The sequence below is a fragment of the Bradyrhizobium sp. PUT101 genome (assembly GCF_052043945.1).
Taxonomy (GTDB): domain Bacteria; phylum Pseudomonadota; class Alphaproteobacteria; order Rhizobiales; family Xanthobacteraceae; genus Bradyrhizobium.
This window is the reverse complement of record NZ_CP197207.1, coordinates 1,647,358-1,672,511: the sequence shown is the minus strand read 5'-3', so window position 1 is coordinate 1,672,511 and position 25,154 is coordinate 1,647,358. Positions and strand designations below refer to the sequence as shown.

Below are 25,154 nucleotides of genomic sequence, written 5' to 3'. Positions count from 1 at the left end.
TACGTTTGGGGCGTCAACAAGCCTTCGATTAGAAGCGCGTCACAATTTCCGAAAGGCACGGTCGCGGACGGTCCTCGCTCGGCTTGGTCGGCATGCCGATATGGACGAGGCCGGCGAGCTTCTCGTCTGGCTTGAGGCCGAGCCCATCAAGCACGTCGCGATCGAAGGCGAACCAGCCGGTCAGCCAGCAGGCGCCGTAGCCGAGCGCGGTGGCGGCCGTGACGATGTTCATGGCGCTGGCACCTGCCGACAATTCCTGCTCGAACGCCGGCACCTTCGGATGCGGCTTGGTGAAGCTGACGATGCCGATCACCAATGGCGCATCGGTGAGGCGGTTGCGCTCGATCTCGACGTCGGCCGCTGGCGCGCCCGGATTCTTCCGGGCGAAGACCTTCGCGATCACCTCGCCGGCGCGCTGGCGGGCATCGCCCTCGAAGATGATGAAGCGCCAGGGGGCGAGCTTGCCGTGATCGGGCACGCGCGCGCCGATGGTGAGGATCGTCTCGAGCTCGGCCGGCGAAGGGCCGGGCCCGGTCATTTCGCGCGGCTTGACAGAGCGGCGGGTCTTCAGAAGTTCGATGGCGTCGGGCACTGCGATATCCTCTTCGGCTGGTCGTCGGGCGTGCCATGCCGAGATAGGCATGCACGCCCGCAACCGGAAGCGAATTTAGATCGATTTCAGGGATCAGACGCCGCCGCGCGCCCTCCGGACATCCGGCGGGGTCGCCTCGTCGACCAGCGCGGCGATGGCCTCGGCCGTCGTCATCACCTTCTGGCCGTCGCTGCCGAGCCGGCGGACCGAGACCGAATGCGTCTCGGCTTCCTTCTTGCCGACGACGAGCAGCGCCGGGACCTTGGCCAGCGAGTGCTCGCGGACCTTGTAGTTGATCTTCTCGTTGCGCAGGTCGATCTCGACGCGAAGCCCTGCGCGGCGCGCCTGCTCCAGCACCTGCTTGGCGTACTCGTCGCCTTCCGAGGTGATGGTCGTGACCACCGCCTGCACCGGCGAGAGCCAGAGCGGGAAATTGCCGGCATAGTGCTCGATCAGGATGCCGATATAGCGCTCCATCGAGCCGCAGATCGCGCGGTGCACCATCACCGGCGGCTTCTTGCCGCCGTCATGGTCGATGTAGAACGCGCCGAACCGCTCCGGCAGGTTGAAGTCCACCTGCGTGGTGCCGCACTGCCAGTCGCGGCCGATGGCATCGCGCAGAACATATTCGAACTTCGGCCCGTAGAAGGCGCCTTCGCCGGGATTGATCTCGGTCTTGATGTGATTGTTCTGCGACTGGATCTCGCGCAGCACGGTGGCCATCACGCGCTCGGCGTGATCCCACATCTCATCGGTGCCGACACGTTTCTCCGGCCGGGTCGAGAGCTTCACCGTGAGATCGCCGGTGAAGCCGAAGTCCGCATAGGTCGACAGGATGAGATCGTTGATCTTCAGGCACTCGTCGGCGAGCTGGTCCTCGGTGCAGAAGACGTGCGCGTCGTCCTGGGTGAAGCCTCGCACGCGCATCAGGCCGTGCATGGCACCGGACGGTTCATAGCGATGCACCACGCCGAACTCGGCAAGCCGCAAGGGCAGGTCGCGGTAGCTCTTCAAGCCATGCTTGAAGATCTGCACGTGACCCGGGCAGTTCATCGGCTTCAGCGCAAACCAGCGCTTGTCCTCGGCCTCGTCGCCGGCCGACTGCGCCGCGAACATGTTCTCGCGATACCAGCCCCAATGGCCCGAGGTCTCCCACAGCACCTTGTCGAGGATCTGCGGCGCGTTGACCTCGTTGTAGTCGCCGGTCAGACGGCGGCGCATGTAGGCGATCAGCTGCTGGAAGATGGTCCAGCCCTTCGGGTGCCAGAACACGACGCCCGGCCCCTCCTCCTGGAAGTGGAAGAGGTCGAGCTCGCGCCCGAGCTTGCGATGGTCGCGCTTCTCGGCTTCCTCGATCTGCTTGAGGTAAGCGTCCAGATCCTCCTGCTTGGCGAACGCCGTGCCGTAGATGCGGGTCAGCATCGGGTTGTTGCTGTCGCCGCGCCAATAGGCGCCGGCGACCTTCATCAATTTGAAGGCATTGCCGACCTTGCCGGTCGAGGTCATGTGCGGGCCGCGGCAGAGATCGAACCAGTCGCCCTGGTAGTAGATCTTGATCGGCTCGTTGCCGGGAATGGCGTCGACCAGTTCGACCTTGAATGCCTCGCCCTTGTCGCGGAACACCTGCTTGGTCTTCTCGCGATCCCAAACCTCTTTCGTGAACGGTTTGTCGCGCGCGATGATCTCGCGCATCTTCTTCTCGATCGCGGCAAAGTCTTCCGGCGTGAACGGCTCGTTGCGGAAGAAGTCGTAGTAAAAGCCGTTCTCGATCACGGGACCGATGGTGACCTGGGTGCCCGGCCACAGCGTCTGCACGGCTTCGGCCAGCACGTGTGCGCAGTCGTGGCGGATCAATTCGAGCGCGCGCGGATCGTCGCGATTGACGAACTCGATCTTTGCGTCATCCTCGATCGGGTCGTTGAGATCGGCGACCACGCCATCGAGCGCCATCGCAACCGTGCGCTTGGCCAGCGACGGCGAGATGCCCTTGACGATCTCGAGGCCGGTGATGCTCTTCTCGAATTGGCGCTGGGCGCCGTCGGGGAAGGTGAGGGTGACTTTGGCGGCAGGGGTCACGGGCTTCAGATTGGACAGGCTGTACTGGAAGCCGGACTCGGATTTTGGCTGGTCGGTCATGCTTTTCTCCTGAGGCTCACTCCTGCGAACGAACGCAGGTAAGCGGGAACGAGCGATATATCAGGCGATTCGGCCTGCGCAATCCGGCAAATCCAAGAAAGTGACGCGCAAAAGCCGGGACATTGCACCAACTATTTCGAGCAACGCCCTTCAACTGGCCGCAAGCCTGCTCTACATGCACTTGCATGGAAAAAAGCCCCGCCGCCGGCCGTTTCGCGCCCACCGCCCTGATGCTCGGCAATCTCGTCACCGGCTGCTCGGTGCTCGCGCCGGCGGGCATGCTGCCGGAATTGGCGACGGGACTTGAGGTCAGCATCTATGCGGCCGGGCTCCTGATCACGTTCGGCGCGGTCACGCTGTGCATCGGCTCGCCGCTGACGGCCTGGCTCACCAGCCGCATCGAACGGAGGATGCTGCTCGCGACGACGCTTGCGGTGCTCGCCTTCGGCAATCTCGCGTCAGCCTTTGCGCCCGACTACGCGAGCCTCCTTGTCATTCGCCTCGTGATGCTCGCGGTCGGCGCGCTCTACACGCCGCAGGCAGCCGGCACGGCGGCGCTGATCGTGCCGGCGGAACGGCGCGGCAGCACCATTGCGTACATTTTCCTTGGCTGGTCGCTGGCAGCCGCCGTCGGCCTGCCGCTGATCACCATCATCGCCAGCCGCTATGGCTGGCGCGCGGCCTATGGCGGGATCGGCGTGCTCGGCTGCATCAGCTTGCTGCTGTTGCTGCTGCGTCTTCCGGCGGGCCTGAAGGGCGCACCGGTGGATCTGAAGACATGGGCCGCAGTCGGCCGGAGCAGGACGATCCTGCTGCTGCTTGCGATCACGATGTTGCAGATGTCGGGGCAGTTCGTCGTGTTCACCTACATGGGGCCGCTGCTCAACAAGCTCCCCGGCGCCGGTGCCGATGCGATCGGCATGGTGTTCGCGCTTTACGGCGTCTGCGGTTTGCTTGGCGTTGTCATCGCGACCCGCATCGTCGACACCTCGGGGCCCTATCGCACCTCGCTGCTGTTCACCTGCCTGCTGCTTGCCGGGATTACCGGCTGGGCGCTCGGCGCCGGCTCGCTCGTCTTGATGACGGGCGCGGTCGCGACCTGGGGCCTTGGTTTCGCCTCGACCAATTCGATGCAGCAGGTGCGGCTGGTCGCGGCTGCGCCGCCGCTGGCATCGGCGACCGTCGCGCTCAATACCTCGGTCCTCTATATCGGCCAGGCCGTCGGCTCCGCCATCGGTGGGCTGCTGTTTGCCCACGAGTTCTTGCATATGCTCGGCTTCGTCGCGGTCGGTTTCGTCGTATTGGCACTGATCCTGGTGGTCCTGACCCGGCCCCGGTCGACGGCTGCCGCCACCGCCTGAACGCCGCGTTTCATATACGCAAGGCGCTTGGCAAACGGCGCGCGGGGGCGCTAGAAGGCCGGGATGGGGACCAAAGAGAGTTGACTGAAATGAGGATGATTCTGGCGGTTGCCGCGGTGCTCTATTCAGCCTCCGCATTTGCGCAAACCGAGAAGCCACCGATGGTCGGGGACAAGCCGCTGGTGCAGGTCAAGCCCAAGGGGACCAACGAGGCCGCGGCCAAGCCCGCCGCGGCAGCGAAGGGCAAGCCGCAGTCGATTGCCGTCCGGCTCCAGGCCTGCCTCGAGATCGACGACGGCACCAAGGATCGCCTCAACTGCTATGACGCCGTGATCCCGCCGGCGCCGAAGCCGAAGCCGGCGAAGGCCAAGGGCTACGCTGATTGCCGATTCTTCAAGGAAGAGGACGAGCGGCTGGCCTGCTTCAACGGCTTTGCCGAGAGCATTCCGAAGCTGCCCAAGAACTGATATTCGCGGGGCGAAGGCTCGGCTGCCGATCGGGCTAAGCAATACAGGCTTAGCGGCTCGGTGATGGATTGGTCGAGGCGACGCGCGCGAGCGCGAGCGACGGCGTTGTCGACATCTTCACCAGTACGTCCTTGAGCGGATCCCGCGTCCAGGCGCGGGTCACGTAATCACGATGGGTGATGCCGTCGCCGGTCTCCACGAACACCACGCTGCCGGGACGGAGCGGCCCGTCCATGTCCTCGGCGACGCTGATGCCCTTCTGCCGCAGCATGCTCATCAGCTCGCGGTCGCGCCGCGCCGTGTAGCGGGTGTAGGAACTGACGAAGAAGCCGGAACGGTGGCTCTCGATCCAGGACGCGAACTTGTCCAGTTCGCCGTAGACGGCGTCGAGCAGCACCACGCCGCGGACGCGGTCGCTGATGCCGCCGACCTCCAGGCTCCAGGCCGCCGGCAGGAAGCCACCGCTGTAGCCGACGATCACGATCGGCATGTTGGCGAAGGCGCGCGCACTGTTGGGATCGCCGGTGAGGCGGGCGAGATGGTCGGCCGATTCCGCCATGAAGCGGTTGAACCCGCCCGGTTGCCAGAACTTGCCGGCGCTGGAATCGGCGGCATTGACCGCCATTTGCGGTGCAAGGAGCACGGCATTGGCGCCGGAATCGGTGATCTGCTTGGGCACCAGCTGGCGGTCGCGTACGTCGCGTTCGAGCGTTGCGCCATTGCCGTGGAAGAACACCACGATCACGCCCGGCTTGCGCACGTCGAAATGCTCGGGCACGTGCACCAGCACCCGGCTGTCATTGTAGGTCTCGTCCTGCCAGAACACGCGACCGGAAAAGCTGCGGTGGCCGCGGCGTTCGCCCTTGGAAATGTTGAGGAAGGGCGCGTCGGAGGCGGGGTTGTTGCCGAAGTAAGGGAAGGCCGACGACTTCATGCTGACGAGTGTCGTCAGGTCGTCGCGCGCCGGACGCTTGTAGGGGACCTGCGGCTCGAGCGAAGCGACCTTGTAGGACGCTTGCTCCGGCGGCTGTTGCTGAACAGCGCGCTTGGGCGAGAAGTCCGACACCTGCCGCTGCAGGAAGCTTTCGCTCGCCGAGGGAAAGCGCTCCTTGAACTGCGGGGCCGGGAAGCGGTCCTCGAACGTGTCGCCGCTTGCCACTCGCGGGTTGGAGGTTTGCGAATTGGTTTTGGCGACGACCTGGACATTCGCTTGCGAACTCATCGCCAGCGCCGCCGGATCGGGCGCCTGGCTGCATTGAATCAGCGACAGCGACAGCGGCACCAAGGCTGAGATCAGGCCGACGCGGAGCGCGCGACTGCGCGCGCCGGACGTCGTCCGATCGGCACGAAAGTCAGCTGTCAGTGTCGGAACGGCCCCGAACATCCACCCATGACCCCAAGCCACGACATCAAGTCCGTCGGCATACTTTGAGACAATTGAGCCGACTGGCGTTTAGGCGACGTTAAGTATCCGGAGCAACTTCCCCACATCCGGAACGCTCGAAAGGACCATGCAATCGTGTCCTGAATGTGGGGAGGGGGAGCGGGAAATCTCGGGCAAATCCAGGCGTCGTTGTCCAAAAGCGTGATTAGTCGGTGTTTTGGTACCCGCTATCGTTGCCTCATTTAACCCTTGTTAACCCTGCTTGAATTGACTGGGCCGAACTGCACGATGGCCTGCGAGGCGAGACGCCTGAGTTAAAGGACCGCGATGACGGCATCACATGCGGGAACCGCTGCCTGGATGGGCCGGCTGACCGGGGGCGGGGCCGGGATCTCCGTTCCGGTCGCAACCGCCATCGTCGTAGCCGACATGATCGGGGTCGGTGTCTTCACCAGCCTCGGTTTCCAGGTCAAGGACATCCCGTCCGGCTTCTCGATCCTGCTGCTCTGGACCGTCGGCGGTATCGTCGCGCTGTGCGGGGTGTTCGCGTACAGCGAGTTGGGCGCGATGTTTCCGCGCTCGAGCGGCGAGTACAATTTCCTCGGCCGCGCCTATCATCCGGCCTTCGGCTTTCTCGCCGGCTGGGTGTCGGCCACGGTCGGCTTCGCGGCGCCGGTTGCGCTCGCAGCGATGGCGTTCGGCGAATACGCCAAATCGGTTGTCCCCGATCTGCCGCCGATCCCGCTTGCCATCGGCGTGGTGTGGCTGGTCTCGCTCGTGCAACTCACCGGCGTCCGGCACTCCTCGACCTTCCAGCTGATCTCGACCATCCTCAAGGTCGTCCTGATCGTCGCCTTCCTGGTCGCCGGCTTCGTTATTGGCGTGCCGCAGCCGATCGCCTTCACGCCGCAGCCCGGCGATCTCGCCCACATCGTCAGCGCGCCATTCGCGATCGGCCTCGTCTTCGTGATGTATTCCTTCTCGGGCTGGAATGCCGCGACCTACATCATCGGCGAGATGAACACGCCGCAGCAGAGCCTGCCGCGCGCGCTGCTTGCGGGCACGCTGATCGTGCTCGTGCTGTACGTCGCGCTGAACGCGGTCTTTCTCTATTCCACGCCCGTGAGTGCGCTCGCCGGCCAGATCGACGTCGCCAGCGTCGCCGGCAGCGCCATCTTCGGCAGCCTCGGCGGCCGGATCGTCGGCGCCATGATTTGCGTCGGCCTGATCTCCTCGATCAGCGCGATGATGTGGATCGGGCCGCGCGTGATGATGACGATGGGGGAGGACATTCCGGCCCTGCGCGTGTTTTCGAAGCGATCGGTGAGCGGTGCGCCGGCCTATGCCGTCCTGTTCCAGCTCGCCGTCGCCAATCTGTTGTTGTTCACGCGCAGCTTCGAGGCGGTGCTCGACTTCATCCAGTTCGCGCTGCTGTTCTGCTCGTTCTTCACGGTCGCCGGCGTCATCAAGCTGCGCATCACCGATCCCGACTTGCCGCGGCCCTATCGCGCCTGGGGATACCCGTTCACGCCCCTCGTTTTCCTGCTCGTGACCGCGTTCATGATGTACTACCTGTTGACCGAACGGCCGGTGCAGTCGATCGCGGGGATGCTGGTCATGCTCGCGGGCCTGTTGATTTATGCTGTCTTCCGCAGGCGGCCGGTTGCCGCTGGCAATTCATCACACCGCGAATAGAGATGTTTCAGTTCATGAGAATTGCGGCCGTCGCCTTCGCCCTGCTGGCTGCGGTCGTCTCGTCCGCGCATGCTGCCGACGCCAGCTTCGATGACACCGCGCGCTTTCTTGCGGGCATGCAGCCCTCGGCAGACTCGCCACTGGTGCCGCTCACAAAGGATCCGGGCTGGCAGCGCCATGCAAAGTTCTTCGACAACGCCTTCGCTCAGCTCGAACAGCGACAGCTCTCGAAGATCCGCAGCTGGGCCGACGCCAATCTGGCCGCGCCCCGGCCGACCATGTTCTACATGTTCAGCGGCCCGGATTTCCTCTACGCCAATGCATTCTATTCCAAGGCCAGCACCTACGTGCTCGGCGCGCTGGAGCCGGTCGGCGCCGTGCCCGATCTGACGCGGCTGCCGCGAGGTTCTGTCGCCGCCGCGCTCTACAATGTCGAGCGTTCGCTCGGCTCGATCCTGAGCTTCTCCTTTTTCATCACCAAGCAGATGAAGGTCGACCTGCGCGCCAACCAGGTCAACGGCACCTTGCCGATCCTCTATGTCTTTCTCGCGCGCTCCGGCAAGACCATCCGCAATGTCGAGATGATCGCGCTCGACGACAGGGGCGGCATGCATCCGGCTGGCGACAATCCCGGACCGAACGCCACGCGCGGCATTCGCATCACCTTTGCGGGCAGCGATGGGGAAGGGCGTACGCTGTATTATTTCTCGACCGATCTCTCCAATTCCGGCGCTCGCGCCGCAGGTTTCCTGAAGTTCTGCGAGACACTCGGGCCCGGCAACAGCCTGCTCAAGAGCGCGTCCTATCTGCTGCACTCCGGCAACTTCACCGTCGTTCGCGACTGGTTGCTCGCCAACAGTGCCACCATCATCCAGGACGATTCCGGCATTCCGCTCGCGAACTACAATGCGCGGCAATGGCGGTTCTTCCCATTCGGCCGCTATCTCGGCCCCATCGACGAATTCCCCGGCCGCTACCAGGAGCGCTATGCGGCATTGTTCACGCGCGCCCAGCCGATCGATTTCGGCGTCGGCTATCGCTGGCGGATGCACGAATCGAATTTGCTGCTGTCGGTGAAGGTGCCGGGCAGCGAGACCGCGCCGGCCGCGGAAACCACTTCGGCTGCCGAGCCGCCGCCAAAGCCGCCGCGCCCGAAGCGGCTGCGGCCGCCGGAGTCGGTCCCACCGTCACAGGGACGGTTCTTCTGGTTCCGGTAGCTACCAATGCACGCTCTGGCTCGGCACGATGAACGTCGTCGTGCTTGGCTGTGTCGCGAAGCTCCTCGCCAGATACCAACCTGAGCCGAGGACGAGCGCGAGCAGCACGATGACGGCGAGCAGGTCGATGGTTCTGGGATCGTGTCCCCTGTGACCGAAATTCGGACCAGGCCTGAAGTGAAAATGAGGGCTGATTTTCCAGCGCATTGTTGTTTCCTCCCGCGGGAGCATCGAAACAACGCGAGAGGAAAGTGCCGGTTCCGGTCAGGGCGGCGATGCACCAGCGCCGCTGCCTTCATCAGGGTGCATTGACCCCGCGCCAGCGGCCGTAACGCCAGGGCAGATACCAGCGTGCGCCTTGCGGCGCGGCGAGGGGCACGTTGTCGATGCCGGACGTGCCGAAGGGATGGCAGCGGAGCAGGCGCGCGAGCGTCATCCAGCCGCCGGCCCAGAGCCCGAACCGTTCGATCGCCTCATCGCCGTAGACGGAGCATGTTGGCAAGTGCCGGCAGTTGTAACCGACCAGGGGCGACAATGTATGCCGATACAGCCAGATCAGCGCGCGGCCGAATCTGCGCGGCAGCCGGAGCACAGCGGAACTGGAACAGTGCTCGCATGCTGAATGCTTCATGTGCCTTTGCTGCGACGTTAAGCCAGGGGTTGCCCGGTTCCGGCGCAGGGAACCGTAAGCTGTTGTTTGCGCGCCCTATTTTGCGTGCTTTTTGGGAGCAGTGCAGCAAGTATCTCTGGACGATCTGTATTCCCCCGGATACCATTTTTGTGACGTTCATGTGTAGACTCATTGAACGCGCAAAACGGGGCTTGCCTGAATCGCCTTGGGGCTTGGGGAAGGGACCAGTTTGAAAAGTCTGACGTCGCTCAATCTTCGCGGCTGGTTGCTGGTGGGAACCGCCGTCTGTGGAGTCGCGCTGGCTGGCGCCGTTGCGACTTTCGGGTCGTCGGCCCGGGCGGGCAACGCCCTCGAAGAGCGCAAGCTGCCGATGAAGTTCAGCTGGGTCGCCTGCGAGCCGAACTGCCGCGGCTGGGTCAGCGCGGTCGGCATCATCACCGCCGATACGCCAAGGGAATTCGAAGAGTTTTCGCGCGGACGCCAGCTCGGGGGCGCGACCGTCGTGCTCGATTCGAGCGGCGGGTCCGTCAATGACGCGATCACGCTCGGCCGGCGCTTCCGCAATCTCGGGCTTTTGACCACGGTCGGCGTAAGCCTCCGCGGCGGGCCATCGACTCGCCCGGCGGTCGCGCCTGAGGCCTATTGCGAATCCATGTGTGTGTTCCTGCTGCTCGCCGGCAAGAAGCGCTACGTGCCGGAAGCCGCCCATGTCCGGGTCCACCAGATCTGGATGGGCGACCGGGCCGACGACGCCAAGGCGGCGAGCTACAGCGCGCAGGATCTGATGATCGTGGAGCGCGACATCGGCCGGCTCGCCAAATACACATTCGACATGGGGGGCGCCGGCGACTTGCTGTCGCTTGCGCTCAGTGTTCCGCCCTGGGAAGACCTGCACGAGCTCGACGCCGGCGAGCTCAAGCTCACCAATCTGGTCACGACCGAACTCGTGGCCGATGTGCTCCCGCATGTGGATATTTCAGCGCCAGCAATGGCGGAGCTGGCACCGAAGACGCAGGCCAGGTTCGGCGCGGAACCGGAGCAGGCGCAGCCTGCCAAATCGACCAAGACGGCGGAAGCCCTGGTGCCGACGGGTGGCGTGGCCGCGCCGGCTGCGGCGACGCAGAAGTAGGCTCTCCGCGCTGTCATTCCGGGGCGTCGCAACCCGACGAGCCCAGAAGCCAGATGTTCTGGCGCAAGAGTCCCGGCTCACCCTTCGGACGCCACGGAATGACGTCGATCGGGGATCAGCCCTGCGCTGCGGCCGGCTGCTTGGCCTTGGCTTCGATCTGGCCGATGGCGTCAACCACGGCATCGAAGGTGAGAAGCGTCGAGGCATGACGCGCCTTGTAGTCGCGGACCGGCTCGAGGAACTTGATCTCGTCCCATTTGCCTTCAGGAGGCGCACCGTTCTCCTTCAGCATTTTGCGAACGGTTTCGCGTAACTCACGGAGTTCGCTCGCAGTCGAGCCGACCACGTGACTTGCCATGATGGATGAAGAGGCCTGGCCCAAGGCACACGCCTTCACGTCATGCGCGAAGTCGGTGACGGTGTCCCCATTCATCTTCAGGTCGACCTTCACGGTCGATCCGCACAGTTTGGAGTGGGCGGTGGCAGAGGCATCGGGATCCGTCAGCCGCCCGAGGCGCGGAATATTCCCGGCCAGTTCGATGATCCGCTTGTTGTAGATGTCGTTCAGCATGTGATGGAGTCCAACACGTCCACAGCCACTTCCGGGCCGGATCGGCCTTGGCGGGCGCCGTCCACGGTCCTATATAAGGTCGGAACTGGTGGAAAAACAGTCCAGCGGTGCGGTGGCGGTGATCCAGATATGCGCTGCCGGCGTTACGACCTCAGGACTTTCCGCCGAAACTTGTTCTGTTCAGGCGTCCGGCGGCTTGGCCGCCCCGTCTGCCGGTGACACTCCGGCCGCGAGGCCGTCGAACGGAGTCGATATGGACGCTGCAATCAAATCAATCCGCCCCAACAAGCCCTCCGACCGGCAGCCCGAGAGCCGCCCGGCCGAGCTTGATCCTGCCGAATTCCTCGCGGCCGCCGTTCGCGCCGACCAGCCGCGCCCGGCTCGCGCCGAGGCGGAAGCCGCGGTGAAGACGCTGCTCGCCTATATCGGCGAGAACACCGAGCGCGAGGGCCTGCTCGACACGCCGCGCCGGGTCGTCGAGGCTTTCGACGAACTCTATCAGGGCTACCACCAGTGCCCGGCCGAGGTGCTCGACCGTACCTTTGGCGAGACCGCCGGCTATGACGACTTCGTCCTGGTGCGCGACATCGAATTCACCTCGCAGTGCGAGCATCACATGATGCCGTTCTACGGCAAGGCGCACATTGCCTATACGCCGGTGGAACGTGTCGTCGGCCTGTCCAAGCTTGCGCGCCTGACCGACATCTTCGCCCGCAGGCTCCAGACCCAGGAGCACCTGACGGCGCAGATCGCGGCGGCGATCGACGAGGTTCTCAAGCCTCGCGGCGTTGCGGTGCTGATCGAGGCCGAGCATACCTGCATGTCGGTGCGCGGCGTCGCCAAGCATGGCGCTTCCACGTTCACCAGCCGCTTCACCGGCATGTTCCGCGACAACCCCGCGGAGCAGGCCCGTTTCCTGTCCCTGGTGCGAGGCACGCGCTGACCTCGCAAGTAGACTCGCGAGGCTCCTGTGTCCGCTCACTCCCATGAGATCGAAGAAGGTCGCGCCTTCCTGCCCAGGTTCGATGCGAGCGGCCTCGTGACCTGCGTCGCGACCGACGTCGCCACCGGCGACGTGCTCATGGTCGCACACATGAACGAGGAGGCGCTGCGCAAGACGATCGCGACCGGGGATGCCTGGTACTTCAGCCGCTCGCGCAATGCCTTGTGGCGAAAAGGTGAGACCTCGGGTCAGACCCAGCGCGTGGTCGAGATGCGCACCGATTGCGACCAGGACGCGGTCTGGATCCGCGTCGAGCAAGTCGGCGCGGCCTGCCATACCGGGCGCCGGTCCTGCTTCTATCGCAAGGTCGAAGCGGAGGGCAGGGGAGCGAAGCTGGTGTTCGCCGACGCCGAGCAGCTGTTCGATCCGGACGCGGTCTACAAGAAATAACTCGCTGTCATTCCGGGGCGCACCGCAGGTGCGGGCCCGGAATCCATTCGGCCGCGCGCAATGCCTTGCGATGGATTCCGGGCCCGCGCTGCGCGCGCCCCGGAATGACAGTGAGGGCTGAATTAACCCCGCATTAACCATACCTGTCCCACGGTGAGACGGGTGCCGAATTGCCGGCGCCGCTCAATGCCGCGTGGGGCGGGCACTTCATCATGTCGGTCGACAATTCCAGTGCCACGCAGACGGTCGGGCTCGATCCGTCGCGGGCGCGCGTCGCCGGTGCGATCAAGCAGGCCTCGAACATCTCCGGCGTCAGCTTCCAGTACATGCTGACCACAGCCAAGATGGAATCGGATTTCGATCCGACGGCGGGCGCCACCACCTCTTCCGCGCACGGGCTCTACCAGTTCATCGACCAGACCTGGCTTGGCACCGTGAAGGAAGCCGGCATCCAGCTCGGTTACGGCAGCTATGCCGACGCCATCACCAGAACCTCGGCTGGCACCTACACCGTCGATGATCCCGTGATGAAGCGGTCGATCATGAAGCTGCGCGACGACCCCGAAGCCGCCTCCAGCATGGCGGCGGCGCTGACGCAGTCGAACAGCTTCAAGCTCACCGGCCTGCTCGGCCGCAGGCCATCCGACAGCGAGCTCTACATGGCGCATTTCATGGGGGTCGGCGGTGCGGCCAGGCTGATCGCCAATGCCGAGGACAATCCGCAGGCGGTCGGTGCGCGGCTGTTCCCTAACGCGGCGTCCGCCAATCGCTCGATCTTCTATGCCAAAGACGGCCGCGCCCGCAGTGTCTCCGAAGTCTATTCGGTGCTCGACGCACGCTACGCCAATGCAGCCAATTCGAAAGTGACGCGCAGCGCGATGGCGATGTATGGCGACACGCCGTCGACCACCGAGGTCGCGAGCGCGATCGGCGTGCAGCCGACGGCACCGGCAATCGACAACGCCGTCTATCTTCAGACCTTCCCGAACACACGGGCCGTGACGCCCGTCAGTGCGACGTCGCCGACGACACTCACGGACAATGCGCCGAGCACGCCGGCGTTTCGTTCGATCTATCAGCCCGGGGATGCCACGCAGCCGGTCTCGACCACAGTGCAGAAATTATGGGGCAACAACGCCTCGCTCACCTCGGTCGCGTCAGCGACGCCCGACGTGCGGCCGCCGCAGCCGCTCGATCTCTTCAGCGATCGTAGCGGCACGTTCTCGAGCTAGTCTCCGCTCCCATGTCCCGGACGCGCCGCAGCTGAAACACTGCAGTGTGGAGCCGCGCCCATGCCGCGTGCGCCTCTCTCGAAGGATGGGCCCGGCTCAGCAGTGCATCGCCAAAGGGCGCTGCGCTGGTACTCGCGGCACGTGTGGCCGGCGTCTTGTTCCATTAACAAAACGTCAATAAAACCAGTCGGTTATGGTGAACGCTTTGTTAAGCGTCGTGGTTTATTTTGTGTTGCAGGTGACGAGCCGTCACCATTTTCGTTTGTTGTGTAAGCCAGAAGCAGGATGATTGTTCGGCACTTCATTCATTGGATCAGGACGGCGCCCGCAGGCGAGCGGGCCGAGGCAACACGGGCGTTGGCCCGGGCCTGGCTGATCTCAGACCTTTCTGCAGACGACCGCATCGCCGCTGAAGGCGCGCTTCTGATGCTGCTCGACGATCCCTCGTCGCTGGTGCGGCAGGCGATGGCCGAGGCCTTTGCCCGCAGCGCCGAGGCGCCGGCCGCAATCGTGCGGGCGCTGTCGGCAGACCAGCCGACCGTCGCGCTGCCCTTGCTCGAACATTCCCCGCTGCTGATCGACGCCGACCTCGTCGACATCGTCGCGACCGGCAACGAGGAGGTGCAATGCGCGGTGGCCCGCCGCATCGCGCTGCCGGTGTCGGTCTGCGCCGCGATCGCCGAAGTCGGCTGCGCGGCTGCCGCACTGGAGCTGATCGAGAATCCCCACGCCGAGCTCGCTCCGTTCTCCTGGGACCGCATCGTCGAGCGCCACGGCCATCTCGCCGCGATCCGTGAGGCGATGCTGGTGCTGGAGGATCTACCGGCCGCAACGCGCGCGGCGCTGGTGGCAAAGCTCTCGGAGACGCTGGCGCAATTCGTCGTGGCGCGGAACTGGCTCACCGCCGACCGTGCGGACCGCATCACGATCGAGGCACGTGACCGCTCCACCATGAACATCGCGGCGCGATCGCGCGGCGAGGACATGCAAGGCCTGGTCAGGCATTTGCGCATCACCGGCCAGCTTACCGCGGGGTTGATCCTGCGTGCACTGCTCTCGGGCAATCTCGATCTGTTCGACGCGGCCCTCGCCGAACTCGCCGATCTGCCGCTGGCGCGCGTCTCCGCGCTGCTGCACGATCGCGGCGGCAATAGCCTGCACGCGCTGCTCCGTCGCGCCGGGCTTCCGGAGGCGACGTTTGCGGCGTTCCAGGTCGCGCTCGATGCCTGCCACGAGCAAGGCTTCGTCGATAGCGACGACGGCGCGGCGCGACTGCGCCGGCGCATGGTCGAGCGCGTGCTCACCCATTGCGAGACCGACCGGGGCGCCACCGAGCCGCTGATGGTCCTGCTGCGCCGCTTTGCCACCGAATCCGCGCGCGAAGAGGCACGACTATTCTGCGACGAGCTCGTCGCGGACGATGCGATCGATCCGGTGTACGACGATCTGATCGCGGCGTAGCCGGATCCCGCAGACTCCGTCATTGCGAGCGCAGCGAAGCAATCCAGAATCCCGCCGCGGAGGCAGTCTGGTTTGCTTCGCTGCGCTTGGAATGACGAGAGGAGAGAGCGGAGCGCCTACTCCACCGGCGCGATGCTCGGGGCCAGGATGATCTCGAGATGCTCGGGGCGGTCGCGGTTCACGTTGGCGAGATAATCGTCGGCGACCTTGCGCAGGCGGCGGCTGAGCTCGGCGGAGACGCTGATACTGTCGAGCCTGGTGTTCTCGTGCACGATGGCGAGAATGGCATTGATGTGGTGCGTGAACAGCTCGGCCGGCACCTTTTCCAGATCAGGCGCGTGCTCGATGACGCGGCACAGGCTCTCGGCGATAACCGCTGCCGAAGGAAAGCCGAACGTCGCCGCATCGCCCTTGATGTCGTGCGCGGCGTGGAAAAGCTCGTCGCGCAGCTTCTTCGTGAAGCCATCCTTCTGCAGGGCAGTCCAGGCGGTGGACAGTCTCTGGACCTCGATCGCCATCCAGTCCTTGAACTCGCCGGAGAGGCCCGCGAGCGCCTGTTCTGCGCGGCCGACCGGATCGTCCATGTCTTTTTCGTCGACGCGGCGCAGGACCTTGCGCAGCGGGTTGGGCTGCGTGATGACGTGGTGCGTGGCGAAGGCCTTGACCTCGATGTCCTTTGCGCTGTTCTTCGCCATGATACCTGCCTCGTCTGAAGACGTTGCGCTAGATGGAGGAGCGGGCCTTGTCGAGCAGCGAGGGCTGCTGCAGCACCTCGTGCTTTTCGCCGACGCGGCGCTCGGGGCCCATATAGGCGGAATTGGTGTTGCGGCGCCGGTCCGGCCCGAAATAGGTCTTGGTCTTGATGAAGGGGCGGGGATTGGCGACCACGTTGAGGATGCGCTGGTAGAGGCCCTTGGCCGAGATCGGCTTGGCCAGGAATTCGGTGACGCCGGCATCGCGCGCGACCGTGACGCGGCGCTTCTCGGAATGGCCGGTCAGTATGATGATCGGTGCGTAAGGATTACCCTTCGATTCGGGTTGCCGGATCATCTGCGCAAGCTCGAGCCCGTCGAAGATCGGCATGGCCCAGTCGGTGATGACGATGTCGGGCACGTAATGGCTGTACATTTCGAGCGCCGTGGCGCCGTCCTCGGCTTCATAGACCTCGCGCGCGCCGAAGGAATGCAGCAGCGTCCGGAGGATGCGACGCATGTGCGGATTGTCGTCGCAGACGAGGAAGCGCAGCTTGTTGAAGTCGATGCGAAACATGACGTCCGGGCCAGAGCGGTCAACCTTCGTTAACCATATCGTGCCGGGAGTTAACGAAGGGTTGCGACCGGGCCCGCGGAGGCGTGGCGGGCCAGGCGGTTCAGTAGCCGAACTGCTCGCGCAGGATACGTTCTTCGAGGCTGTGGCCGGGGTCGAACAGCATCCGCATCGAGATGGTCTTGTCGGAGAGCACCTCGACGCGGCGGACGTCGCGGACCTCGTCGTGGTCGGCGACCGCCGCTACGGGACGCTTGTCGCCCTCCAGCACCTCGATCACGACATAGGCCGTGTTGGGCAGCAGTGCGCCGCGCCAGCGGCGGGGGCGGAAGGCGCTGATCGGCGTCAGTGCCAGCAGCGCGGCGTTGATCGGCAGGATCGGTCCCTGCGCGGACAGGTTGTAGGCGGTGGAGCCCGCCGGCGTCGCCACCATGATGCCGTCGGCGATCAGCTCGGACATGCGCTCGCGCTCGTCGATCAGGATCCTCAAGCGCGCCGCCTGGTAGGTCTGCCGGAACAGGGCGACCTCGTTGATGGCGTGGTGCAGATGCACCCGGTCATGCATGTCGGTCGCGCGCATCAGGAGCGGGTTGATCTCGGATTCATGCGCGGCCTCGAGCCGCGCCCGCAGATCGTGCGTCGAGTACTCGTTCATCAGGAAGCCGACCGTGCCGCGGTGCATGCCGTAGATCGGCTTTCCCGTGTGCATGTTCTGGTGCAGCGTCTGGAGCATCAACCCGTCGCCGCCGAGCGCGACGACGACGTCGGCGTCCTTCGGGTCGTAATTGCCGTAGTCCCTGGTGAGCTGGCCGAAGGCGGCCTGCGCCTCGCTGCTCGGGCTGGCGACGAAGGCGATCCGGTCGTATCGCGAGGGCTTGGTCATGGCTTCCCAGGCAGGTGCCGCTGGCTCGAGTAAGTTCCGCCGGGCTCGTCTATACGAGGTGGGCCTGTATTGTCGAGGAGGGACCGCCCTCCAAAGCTAACGGAGACGGTCGCTCCGGATTTGAGGGCAGAACCGGGTGATCTGAGCCTGGGCGGCCTGTTCAGGCCCTCGCCAGACCAGGATTCCCCAAAGCGTCGCAATTCCGGGCTAATCCTTTTGTCCTCACCGGCTGCCACAGCCGGGCAGGGAGAACGATCATGATCACGAATTTGCCGGCGCTCCGTCGAACGGTCCTGGTGCTGGCGGTCTCGGCTTTCGCGCTTGCTGGATTTGCGCGCGCCGACGATCCGCCGAAGCCGCGCCCGGAGACCGCTGCTCCGGCCGGGCAGAAGGGCGGTCGCGGCGGCGGTACGCAGAGCGCATCGCAGGCGTCTCCATCGGCGGCCGAGTTGCACCGTCTCCCGCCGGATTCGACCACGAAGCAGACGCTCGATCTGCCCGGTCGAACCCTCAATTTCGCCGCGACCGCCGGCTCGATCCGCGTGTTCGACGGCAAGAGCGAGCCGCTGGCCGACATCGCCTACACGTCCTACGAACTCGCAGGTGCCGACCGCGCCACGCGCCCCGTGACGTTCCTGTTCAATGGCGGCCCCGGCGCGTCCTCGGCGTGGCTTCAGTTTGGCGCGGCCGGGCCATGGCGGCTGCCGCTCGATGGCGAAGCATTGTCGCCCTCGGCCTCGCCCGAGGTGAAGCCGAACGCGGAAACCTGGCTCGACTTCACCGATCTCGTCTTCATCGATCCCGTCAGCACCGGCTACAGCCGATTTGTCGCCAGCGGCGAGGACGCGCGAAAATCCTTCTATTCCGTCGACGGTGACGCCAATTCGATCGCACTCGTGATCCGTCGCTGGCTGGAGAAACATGATCGGCTGACCTCGCCGAAATACGTCGCCGGCGAAAGCTATGGCGGCATCCGCGGGCCCAAGGTGGTGCGCCAGTTGCAGCTTCAGCACGGCGTCGGCGTCAGGGGACTGATCATGGTGTCGCCGTTGCTGGATTTCCGCGAGTTCACCGGCACCAGCCTCCTGCAATATGTCGCGACGCTGCCGAGCTATGTGGCGGTGGCGCGCGAGACCAAGGGACCGGTCAAGCGCGCCGACCTCGCCGACGTCGAGGCTTACGCGCGCGGCGAATTTTTGGCCGACCTCGTCAAGGGCGAGGCGGACAAGGAAGCCACCAATCGCCTGGCCGACAAGGTCGCCGAACTCACCGGCATCGACCAGGCGGTGAGCCGCAGGCTCGCCGGCCGCTTCGACGTCGGTGAATTCCGCCGCGAATTCGACCGCAAGAACGGCAAGGTGACGGGACGCTACGACGCCTCCGTGCGTGGCTTCGATCCCTATCCGGATTCCAGCAGCTCACGCTTCGGCGATCCTTCCGGCGATTCGCTCCAGGCGCCGCTGACGAGCGCAGCGGTCGACGTGCTGACGCGCAAGCTCAACTGGCGGCCCGACGGCTCCTATGAAGTCCTGAACGGCGCCGTGGAAGGCCACTGGGACTTCGGCCGCGGCATCAACCCGCCGCAGTCGGTCTCCGAGCTGCGCCAGATCCTCGCCACAGATGCGAAGCTGAACGTCCTGGTCGGACACGGGCTGTTCGACCTCGCCACGCCCTATTTCGGAACGAGGCGGGTGCTCGATCAGCTGCCGGCTTTCGTGACGCAACGCGTGAAGTTCGTCGTCTATCCCGGCGGCCACATGTTCTATTCGCGCGACGGATCTCGGCAGGCGTTCCGGAGCGAGGTCGAAACATTGATCAGGGAGTAGGCCGGCGTTTGCGCGGCTTGTATCTCCGCGCGATCTCGCGCGCGACGACTTTGGCCGGCTTCACGTTCGCGCCGGCGATCCAGATGTCGCTGATCTTGCCGCGCTTGTCACGGATCCGGCGCACCGGCTCGCCATGGCTGGAATAGCCGGCCGCCCAGGCGAGCCTGCCGGTGTCGCGGCCGGTGACTTCGATCTCGGCGGCATCCATGAAGGGGGTGTTGAACTGCGGATTGGCGACGAGCACGCGGTTGCCTGCGGGGACGAGATCGGTCGCGCCCCAGATCGTCCACCATCGGCCGGTCCAGTCGCGTACGCGGCGGTCGGGTGCGCCGCGGGTCTTGAAGGTGCGCAGGATCTGCATCGCGCCGTCCATCCAGAACGGGGCCGCGCCGTCGATGGAGTTGCTGAGGATGCTGATCGCGAGCTCGCAAGCGGGAATGGAGCAGGTCCGCGAGATGTAGCCCTGGAACCCGCCGCCATGGCCGAACCAGTCCCAGCCGTCTGTCTTGCCGGCATTGACGCCCAAGCCATAGTAGGTCTCGAAGCTCTGCGGGATGCGCCAATGGTGTCGCGTCATCTCGCGACGGCTCGCGACCGACAGCACGCTCTTCCTCGCGTTGGGTGCAAGCTGCCCGAAGAAGCGGGCGGTGTCGGCGGCGGTGGCGACGAAGCCTGCGGCGGATGCCATCGCATGTGCGGGATTGTCGCCGGGGATCACGCAGCGCTCGCCCAGCGGGACTTTGCGCGTATGACCGCACGCGAACGGCGTGCCCCTGGCAAGCGGCGCATTCGGCTCGGTTTCGCGCAAGCCCGCAGGTTCGATGATCTCGCGCTTGATCCAGACCGGGTAGGGATCCCTGGTCACGGCCTCGATCACGAGGCCGATCAGCCCAAAGCCGTGATTGGAATATTTGAAGCGCGTGCCGGGCTCGATTGCGGTCGGTAGCTTCAATTCCGCGAGCAGCTGTTTCGTGTCGAGATAGGGGCGGCTGTCGATGAACTGGCCGGAATCGGCGCCGTCACGCGTCAGACCCGCGCTGTGCGACAGCACTTGCGCGATCGTCGTCTCGGCGACGCGCGGATGCAGGCCGCCGACATAATCGCCCACGGGATCGTCGAGCCGGATCTTGCGCTGCTCGCGCAGCTTCATGATGCCGGCCGTGGTGAAGCTCTTGGAGTGCGAGGCGATGCGGAAGCGGTGGCGTGGGGTGAGCTTCTCGCCGGTATCGAGATTGGCGAGGCCGAACGCATGCTCGGCGACGACCTCGCCGCGGTGGGCGAATGCGACGATGACGCCGGGCTGCTGGATCGTCGTCAGTTGGAATTCGATCCAGGAGCCGATGTAGTCGATCGCGGATCGCAGCCACGTGTCCATTGCGCACCAATTTGCAGAGAAGATCGGTGGCGGAGGCTAGCCGAGAAAGCGGAACGGGCACAACCGAAAGGTTGCGCCCGTTGACTTCGTTTTAGGATGCGATGTCTCAGTAGACCAGCGTCGCGCCGGTCGGCTTGTCGAGCGCTGCGGCAAGCGAGCGATACTCCGAGCTGTCGGTGCCGGCAAGCGAGGCGATCTTGTTCAGATGATACTGCGCTTGTTCGCGGTTGCCCTGTTCGAGCTGCCAGAGGCCGTAATACTGCCAGGTGCGGACGTGGTTCGGATCGTCCTTCAGCGCCAGCTCGTAATAGGCCTTCGACGACTGGTAGTCGCCGAGCTTGCGATAGGAGTAGCCGATCAGATTGGCGACGTCGGCGACGTCGTCGCGCTTGAGCGACTTCAACTGGTCGATCGCGCCCGTGTAATCGTGATTGTCGTAGATCGTGGCGTAGGCTGTGCGATAGGCCGCGAGGAATTTGGGATCGCTGACGGAGGAGCTCTTCTTCTTGCCCTTTTTGGACGAGCTATCCGACTTCGGCGGCGAGGACGGCTCGTCGCTGCCCGCGGCGTAGGCGCTCGACAGCACCGGCGCCGCCGCCAGCGACATGGCGACGAGGCCCGGCACAACTAGCATTGAGAGTTTGCGCATCGAAATTCTCCCGTATGGAACGTGGCGATCCTACACGATTGCCCGAAGACCGGAACACCCATCGCGCGAAAACATTCCCGCTTCGCACGATCTATTCGCCCGGTCGCTGATGACAAACTTGTCATCGAGATGAACGGAAGCCTGCAAGGGGCTTCAGACTGGGTTCAATGTGCCCCGCCTAGGCTCCCACCTACAATCGAAGGGCAGGTGAGAGGGGGCCGCCTCGAGATCCTTCCAAGAGGAGACCACCATGTTGAAGACCATCTCCGCAGCCTTGCTCGCATCCGTGATCGCAGCCCCGGCCTTCGCTGCCGAGGCCGGCAAGACCACCACGACTGCCCCGGTGATCAAGGCGGACCAGAGCCAGACCAAGGCGGCGACCACCGCCGCGAAACCGGACGCCGGCGTCAAGGCCGACGCCAAGGCCGATCTCAAGCCTGCTGACGCCAAGGCCACCGACGCCAAGGTGGATGCCAAGTCGAAGGCGATGAACGCGAATGCCGCAGTCACCACCGACGAGCACAAGACCGTGCGCAAAGATCGCCATCATTCCAAAGAGTCGCAGAAGGTGCAGTCGGACGTGACCAAGCCGGCGGCATCAGACAAGCGCAACTGACGGCTGATCCCGCGCGGCGGCATCCCTGGCATTGCCCTGCCGCCGCGCGTGGACTTTAGGCCCGGCCCGTTCGCGGCGTCTCATGCGAAAGCCCGAGGCGCCGGCGGCGGGCCGGTGCGCTGTTTGCGCCGCCGCAAGCGAATTCCCTTCGTGCAGGCTTGGGGCTAGAACGTCTCCTCATCGGATCGAGCGGAGAGCGGGGCCTGTGGGGCGATTGGCGAGATGTGCGGTGATATTGGCATTGCCGTTGGCGCTTGCGGCATGTTTCGGCAGCGACGGTGACCGTCCAACGCTGATGGGTGGGACCCAGGCCGGTGGGCCGCAGCCGTTTCCCGACAATTTCCGGAGCGACACGCTGGCTCTGATGCGGACCTATCTCAACAATCCGGTCGGCGTGCGCGATGCTAGCATGGCTGAACCGGTGCAGCGCGAGGTCGGCGGCCGGCAGTTCTATGTGAGCTGCCTGCACTTCACTCCGCGCGAGACTGATGGCAGCTACAAGGCCATGCGGGAGCGGGCCGTGATCTTCGTCAACGGCCGAGCGGACCGCGTGGTCGACCGGACCAGCGATCTCTGCGCCGGTGCGGTTTACGCACCCTTTCCGGAACTGGAAAAGATGGCGCGGTAGCGCAAAGCCCGCCTTCATCGCCTGATGTTAGGCAGACGCAGCCGGAGCCGCTGGATCACATTTCGGCGAGCTTTGAACGGGGTGGTTTCGCCTTGCGACGAATCGTTGCGCCAGGCCTTGCGCACGCGACAAAAAAAGTTAGCTCAGGGCAATGTGACGGAACAAAAGCGCGTTGTTGCCACCCCATCACAGTTGCAAACGATCAACGTTCCGGCATCGCCGCGAAGCAACCCAATTCACGCCACGTTGTTTCCTGAGTGTCGTATTGAGAGAACGGGGATGATCATGAAGTCGATTTTGCTGGGTGTAGCCGCTGTGCTTGCGCTGGCCGCGCCGGCCGCCGCCGCGGACATGCAGCCGCGCACCTACACCAAGGCTCCGGCCTATACGCCGCCGCAGGTCATTTATAACTGGACCGGTTTCTACATCGGCGGCCATGTCGGTGGAGCGTTTGCCGGCGACAGCAGCTTCCAATCCAGCGACGCCCGCTTCATGGGCGGCGTGCAGGGCGGCTTCGACTACCAGTTCGCGCCCAACTGGGTGGTGGGTATCGAGGCCCAGTATTCCTGGCTGCCGACCAACAACAACGGTGTGACCTTCCCGCTGGGCACGCAGGTGACCTCCAACACCGACCAGATCGGGTCGGTGACCGGTCGCATCGGCTACACTTGGGGACCGACGCTGCTTTACGCCAAGGGTGGTTATGCCTGGCGCAATAACGGCCTTGGCGTGAACATCGCCGGGGTGCCGCAGGCCTTCACCACCACCGGCAACAACAAGGACGGCTATACCGTCGGTGCCGGCCTCGAATACATGTTCGCACCGAGCTGGTCGGCCAAGGCCGAGTATCAGTACTACAATTTCGGCAGCACCACCTTTACCTCCGGCCCGGCCGACATCGTCGGGGTTCGTGGCCGGGAGGACGAGCATACCGTCAAGGTCGGGGTGAACTACCGCTTCGGCTGGGGCGGTCCGGCAGGCTCCCGCTACTGACTGCCAGCGGCGATTGAAGACCCGACAAAGGCCGGCTCCGCCGGCCTTTGATTTGCCGGTTTGTCAGCCCGTTATTTGCTTTGCGTGAACCATCTGGCGCGTCATTTGCTTGCAAACGGTGGCTGGCGCGCCTTCTCACGCGCGTCATGGGGCCGGGGTAAAGCAAAAATAATTTTTGCGATTTACGGAACTCGCGCTCCGGAACGCGTTATATGACAATTACCGGGCTGGTGGGACGACGGACATGCGTATCTTGGTGTCGGCAGTGGTGCTCTCGTGCTTCTCCTGCCTGCCGTGCTCTGCACAGACAATCCTCAAATCCGAGCCTCTGATGCTGGCACCGTATGAGGTGGCCTTCGTCAAGGACGCTTCCTGTCCGTCGGGCAAGGTCATGAAGGTCACCGGCGCCATCCGTGGGCTGCATCGCCGCAAGGCCTGCGTGGCTATGCCGGGCGAACAGGCCTCGCTGGCGGCCGCAACGCCCTAAAGCCGCGCTCCGGTTTCGCGCCGGAACTCAGGAATTCAGCTCAAGCTCCATCCTCGCCTGCTGGTCGGCCTCAGCCTTGTTCTTGGCGGGGTCCTCGCCCTGAGCTGCCTGGCATGGCGCGATCTCGTAGTCATTGTCGAGCACCCGGCGCGGTCCCGGCCGCTCGTCGTCCGCCATCACGTCCACGACGAGACCGCTCCGTTGAGCGAGCTTCCAGACATCGGACTCACTCGGATAGGCCTTGCTGATCTGGGCCTCTTTGCAGAACAGGGCGTAGGGCATTCTTCCCGCTCCAAGAAACCCAATTAACGAGTTTCCCCGGTAACGGGTTCCGGCTTGCGGCCCGATCACGGCGCCGTGATCGGTCGTCGCGGACTCTGAGTCCTTAACGAGTCCTGAATCCCGGAAAAAAGAATCCCTGGGACTCTTCAGCCGGAATCAGCGGATGTTTTCCGCCATGACGAGCGACCTGAAGACATCCTGCGGGCACATGCTCCTGCCGCTGGCGCTGGGGCTGTTCGGGGCCTGCGCGGCCAATCTCTTGCTGGTGTGGTCCTGGCTGTAGGCCCTTGACCGGGTGGCCTTATTTTTGGGCGGGCGGGCCGGAAACGTCGCGGATGGCGGCACGCAATCTGGTCAGGGTCGTCGCATAATATTCCTCACGCTCGCGCTCGAAGCGCTCCTGATGCTTACGGAAATCGGCAATGCGGGCCTGCATCTCGGTGCGGAAATCGCCGCCTGCCCGCAGCGCCGGAAGAGATGCGGGCCGGGGCGGAAGCGGGTCCTGCGGCGGCTCGATCTCGACGGCGACTGTCGAGCCAGCCACGGGCGCATCCGGCTGAGGGACGTCATCCTTCCCACCGGTCACCGATTGGACGAAGGCCAGTGTCTGCGCGATCAGTGCGTCGCGCTCCCTGATCCATTTCATGATCCACCTCAGCCGCGCCCATTCCAGCAAAGCGGCTGCGTCGAATCAAGGGAGGTTTGAAAGGGATTGCATAATTTTCCCGATCGCCCGACATTAAGCGAATGGTTGCAGGAGAAGAACGGTCGGACGAAGTGGAGGGGCTGAGGCTCATCCGCGCGTTCCTGTCTCTGCCGCCCGACAAGCGGGCGGAGGTGATCGCGTTTGCGGAAGAATTGGCGCGTGCCCACGGCCGGC

General features: G+C 64.6%; 27 protein-coding genes. 14 read left to right on the top strand and 13 right to left on the bottom strand.

Annotation, left to right across the window (positions count from 1 at the left end; translation table 11 throughout):
- Positions 1-28 precede the first annotated feature (28 nt).
- Positions 29-592 (bottom strand): nitroreductase family protein, encoded by a 564-nt coding sequence (locus ACSHT2_RS08190; protein ID WP_440641122.1) that lies wholly within the window; start codon positions 590-592, stop codon positions 29-31.
- A 93-nt stretch (positions 593-685) separates the two neighbouring features.
- Positions 686-2,728, bottom strand: a complete 2,043-nt coding sequence (gene thrS / locus ACSHT2_RS08185) for a threonine--tRNA ligase (protein WP_440641121.1) — start codon at positions 2,726-2,728, stop codon at positions 686-688.
- Positions 2,729-2,913: 185 nt separating this feature from the next.
- Between thrS and ACSHT2_RS08180 the strand changes: the two genes are divergently transcribed.
- Positions 2,914-4,089 (top strand): MFS transporter, encoded by a 1,176-nt coding sequence (locus tag ACSHT2_RS08180; protein ID WP_440641120.1) that lies wholly within the window; start codon positions 2,914-2,916, stop codon positions 4,087-4,089.
- 89 nt (positions 4,090-4,178) lie between these two features.
- Positions 4,179-4,556, top strand: coding sequence for a hypothetical protein (locus tag ACSHT2_RS08175; protein ID WP_440641119.1), 378 nt, complete (start codon positions 4,179-4,181; stop codon positions 4,554-4,556).
- Positions 4,557-4,605: 49 nt separating this feature from the next.
- Here ACSHT2_RS08175 and ACSHT2_RS08170 read toward each other — a convergent pair whose 3' ends face one another.
- On the bottom strand, positions 4,606-5,940 hold the full coding sequence (locus tag ACSHT2_RS08170; protein ID WP_440641118.1) for an alpha/beta hydrolase: 1,335 nt from the start codon (positions 5,938-5,940) through the stop codon (positions 4,606-4,608).
- A gap of 327 nt (positions 5,941-6,267) precedes the next feature.
- Here ACSHT2_RS08170 and ACSHT2_RS08165 point away from each other — a divergent pair, with 327 nt between their 5' ends.
- Together ACSHT2_RS08165 and ACSHT2_RS08160 are read left to right on the top strand one after the other, a co-directional pair.
- On the top strand, positions 6,268-7,635 hold the full coding sequence (locus ACSHT2_RS08165) for an APC family permease (RefSeq protein ID WP_440641117.1): 1,368 nt from the start codon (positions 6,268-6,270) through the stop codon (positions 7,633-7,635).
- A 2-nt stretch (positions 7,636-7,637) separates the two neighbouring features.
- Positions 7,638-8,852 (top strand): hypothetical protein, encoded by a 1,215-nt coding sequence (locus ACSHT2_RS08160; RefSeq protein ID WP_440641116.1) that lies wholly within the window; start codon positions 7,638-7,640, stop codon positions 8,850-8,852.
- Here ACSHT2_RS08160 and ACSHT2_RS08155 read toward each other — a convergent pair whose 3' ends face one another.
- Both ACSHT2_RS08155 and yidD read right to left on the bottom strand, forming a co-directional pair.
- Positions 8,853-9,059, bottom strand: coding sequence for a hypothetical protein (locus ACSHT2_RS08155; RefSeq protein WP_440641115.1), 207 nt, complete (start codon positions 9,057-9,059; stop codon positions 8,853-8,855).
- Between the two features lie 91 nt (positions 9,060-9,150).
- The gene (gene yidD / locus ACSHT2_RS08150; protein WP_319330561.1) at positions 9,151-9,483 is read right to left on the bottom strand and encodes a membrane protein insertion efficiency factor YidD; all 333 of its coding nucleotides are present in this window, start codon (positions 9,481-9,483) and stop codon (positions 9,151-9,153) included.
- Between the two features lie 229 nt (positions 9,484-9,712).
- On the opposite strand from yidD, the gene ACSHT2_RS08145 reads away from it, so the two are divergent.
- Complete coding sequence (locus ACSHT2_RS08145) at positions 9,713-10,612, top strand: hypothetical protein (protein ID WP_440641114.1); 900 nt, start codon at positions 9,713-9,715, stop codon at positions 10,610-10,612.
- 115 nt (positions 10,613-10,727) lie between these two features.
- Here the strand turns inward: ACSHT2_RS08145 and ACSHT2_RS08140 are convergent, their stop codons facing one another.
- The gene (locus ACSHT2_RS08140; RefSeq protein WP_440641113.1) at positions 10,728-11,183 is read right to left on the bottom strand and encodes an iron-sulfur cluster assembly scaffold protein; all 456 of its coding nucleotides are present in this window, start codon (positions 11,181-11,183) and stop codon (positions 10,728-10,730) included.
- A 253-nt stretch (positions 11,184-11,436) separates the two neighbouring features.
- Here ACSHT2_RS08140 and folE point away from each other — a divergent pair, with 253 nt between their 5' ends.
- From folE to ACSHT2_RS08120, 4 genes are all read left to right on the top strand, one after another.
- Complete coding sequence (gene folE, locus ACSHT2_RS08135) at positions 11,437-12,126, top strand: GTP cyclohydrolase I FolE (RefSeq protein ID WP_024340717.1); 690 nt, start codon at positions 11,437-11,439, stop codon at positions 12,124-12,126.
- A gap of 27 nt (positions 12,127-12,153) precedes the next feature.
- Positions 12,154-12,576: a phosphoribosyl-AMP cyclohydrolase gene (gene hisI, locus ACSHT2_RS08130; protein WP_440641112.1), complete on the top strand. Its 423-nt coding sequence runs from the start codon at positions 12,154-12,156 to the stop codon at positions 12,574-12,576.
- 170 nt (positions 12,577-12,746) lie between these two features.
- Entirely contained in the window at positions 12,747-13,808 is a 1,062-nt protein-coding gene (locus ACSHT2_RS08125) for a lytic transglycosylase domain-containing protein (protein WP_440641111.1), read from the top strand.
- A gap of 285 nt (positions 13,809-14,093) precedes the next feature.
- Positions 14,094-15,269 (top strand): DUF2336 domain-containing protein, encoded by a 1,176-nt coding sequence (locus ACSHT2_RS08120; RefSeq protein WP_440641110.1) that lies wholly within the window; start codon positions 14,094-14,096, stop codon positions 15,267-15,269.
- Between the two features lie 116 nt (positions 15,270-15,385).
- Here the strand turns inward: ACSHT2_RS08120 and ACSHT2_RS08115 are convergent, their stop codons facing one another.
- From ACSHT2_RS08115 to ACSHT2_RS08105, 3 genes are all read right to left on the bottom strand, one after another.
- Positions 15,386-15,964, bottom strand: coding sequence for an Hpt domain-containing protein (locus ACSHT2_RS08115; RefSeq protein WP_440641109.1), 579 nt, complete (start codon positions 15,962-15,964; stop codon positions 15,386-15,388).
- 28 nt (positions 15,965-15,992) lie between these two features.
- Complete coding sequence (locus tag ACSHT2_RS08110) at positions 15,993-16,538, bottom strand: response regulator (RefSeq protein WP_440641108.1); 546 nt, start codon at positions 16,536-16,538, stop codon at positions 15,993-15,995.
- A gap of 100 nt (positions 16,539-16,638) precedes the next feature.
- Positions 16,639-17,418, bottom strand: coding sequence for an NAD kinase (locus tag ACSHT2_RS08105; protein WP_440641107.1), 780 nt, complete (start codon positions 17,416-17,418; stop codon positions 16,639-16,641).
- Positions 17,419-17,675: 257 nt separating this feature from the next.
- Between ACSHT2_RS08105 and ACSHT2_RS08100 the strand changes: the two genes are divergently transcribed.
- On the top strand, positions 17,676-19,244 hold the full coding sequence (locus ACSHT2_RS08100) for a S10 family peptidase (RefSeq protein WP_440641106.1): 1,569 nt from the start codon (positions 17,676-17,678) through the stop codon (positions 19,242-19,244).
- Here the strand turns inward: ACSHT2_RS08100 and ACSHT2_RS08095 are convergent.
- Complete coding sequence (locus ACSHT2_RS08095; protein ID WP_440641105.1) at positions 19,234-20,619, bottom strand: serine hydrolase domain-containing protein; 1,386 nt, start codon at positions 20,617-20,619, stop codon at positions 19,234-19,236. The genes ACSHT2_RS08100 and ACSHT2_RS08095 overlap by 11 nt on opposite strands.
- Positions 20,620-20,725: 106 nt before the next feature.
- Positions 20,726-21,268, bottom strand: a complete 543-nt coding sequence (locus ACSHT2_RS08090) for a tetratricopeptide repeat protein (RefSeq protein WP_440641104.1) — start codon at positions 21,266-21,268, stop codon at positions 20,726-20,728.
- 250 nt (positions 21,269-21,518) lie between these two features.
- Between ACSHT2_RS08090 and ACSHT2_RS08085 the strand changes: the two genes are divergently transcribed.
- The 4 genes from ACSHT2_RS08085 to ACSHT2_RS08070 all read left to right on the top strand — a co-directional run bounded on the left by ACSHT2_RS08085 (position 21,519) and on the right by ACSHT2_RS08070 (position 23,992).
- Positions 21,519-21,884 carry a His-rich protein BRANT gene (locus ACSHT2_RS08085; protein ID WP_440641103.1) on the top strand — a complete coding sequence of 122 codons (366 nt, stop codon included), beginning with the start codon at positions 21,519-21,521 and terminating at the stop codon, positions 21,882-21,884.
- Between the two features lie 232 nt (positions 21,885-22,116).
- The gene (locus tag ACSHT2_RS08080; protein ID WP_440642796.1) at positions 22,117-22,512 is read left to right on the top strand and encodes a hypothetical protein; all 396 of its coding nucleotides are present in this window, start codon (positions 22,117-22,119) and stop codon (positions 22,510-22,512) included.
- A gap of 285 nt (positions 22,513-22,797) precedes the next feature.
- The gene (locus ACSHT2_RS08075; RefSeq protein ID WP_440641102.1) at positions 22,798-23,505 is read left to right on the top strand and encodes an outer membrane protein; all 708 of its coding nucleotides are present in this window, start codon (positions 22,798-22,800) and stop codon (positions 23,503-23,505) included.
- A 244-nt stretch (positions 23,506-23,749) separates the two neighbouring features.
- Positions 23,750-23,992, top strand: a complete 243-nt coding sequence (locus ACSHT2_RS08070) for a DUF6719 family protein (RefSeq protein ID WP_124157539.1) — start codon at positions 23,750-23,752, stop codon at positions 23,990-23,992.
- Positions 23,993-24,019: 27 nt separating this feature from the next.
- On the opposite strand, the gene ACSHT2_RS08065 is transcribed toward ACSHT2_RS08070, so the two are convergent.
- Together ACSHT2_RS08065 and ACSHT2_RS08060 are read right to left on the bottom strand one after the other, a co-directional pair.
- Entirely contained in the window at positions 24,020-24,274 is a 255-nt protein-coding gene (locus tag ACSHT2_RS08065) for a hypothetical protein (RefSeq protein WP_124157540.1), read from the bottom strand.
- 301 nt (positions 24,275-24,575) lie between these two features.
- A complete protein-coding gene (locus ACSHT2_RS08060) occupies positions 24,576-24,920 on the bottom strand; it encodes a hypothetical protein (protein WP_440642795.1) in 345 nt (114 codons plus the stop codon).
- Positions 24,921-25,154 lie beyond the last annotated feature (234 nt).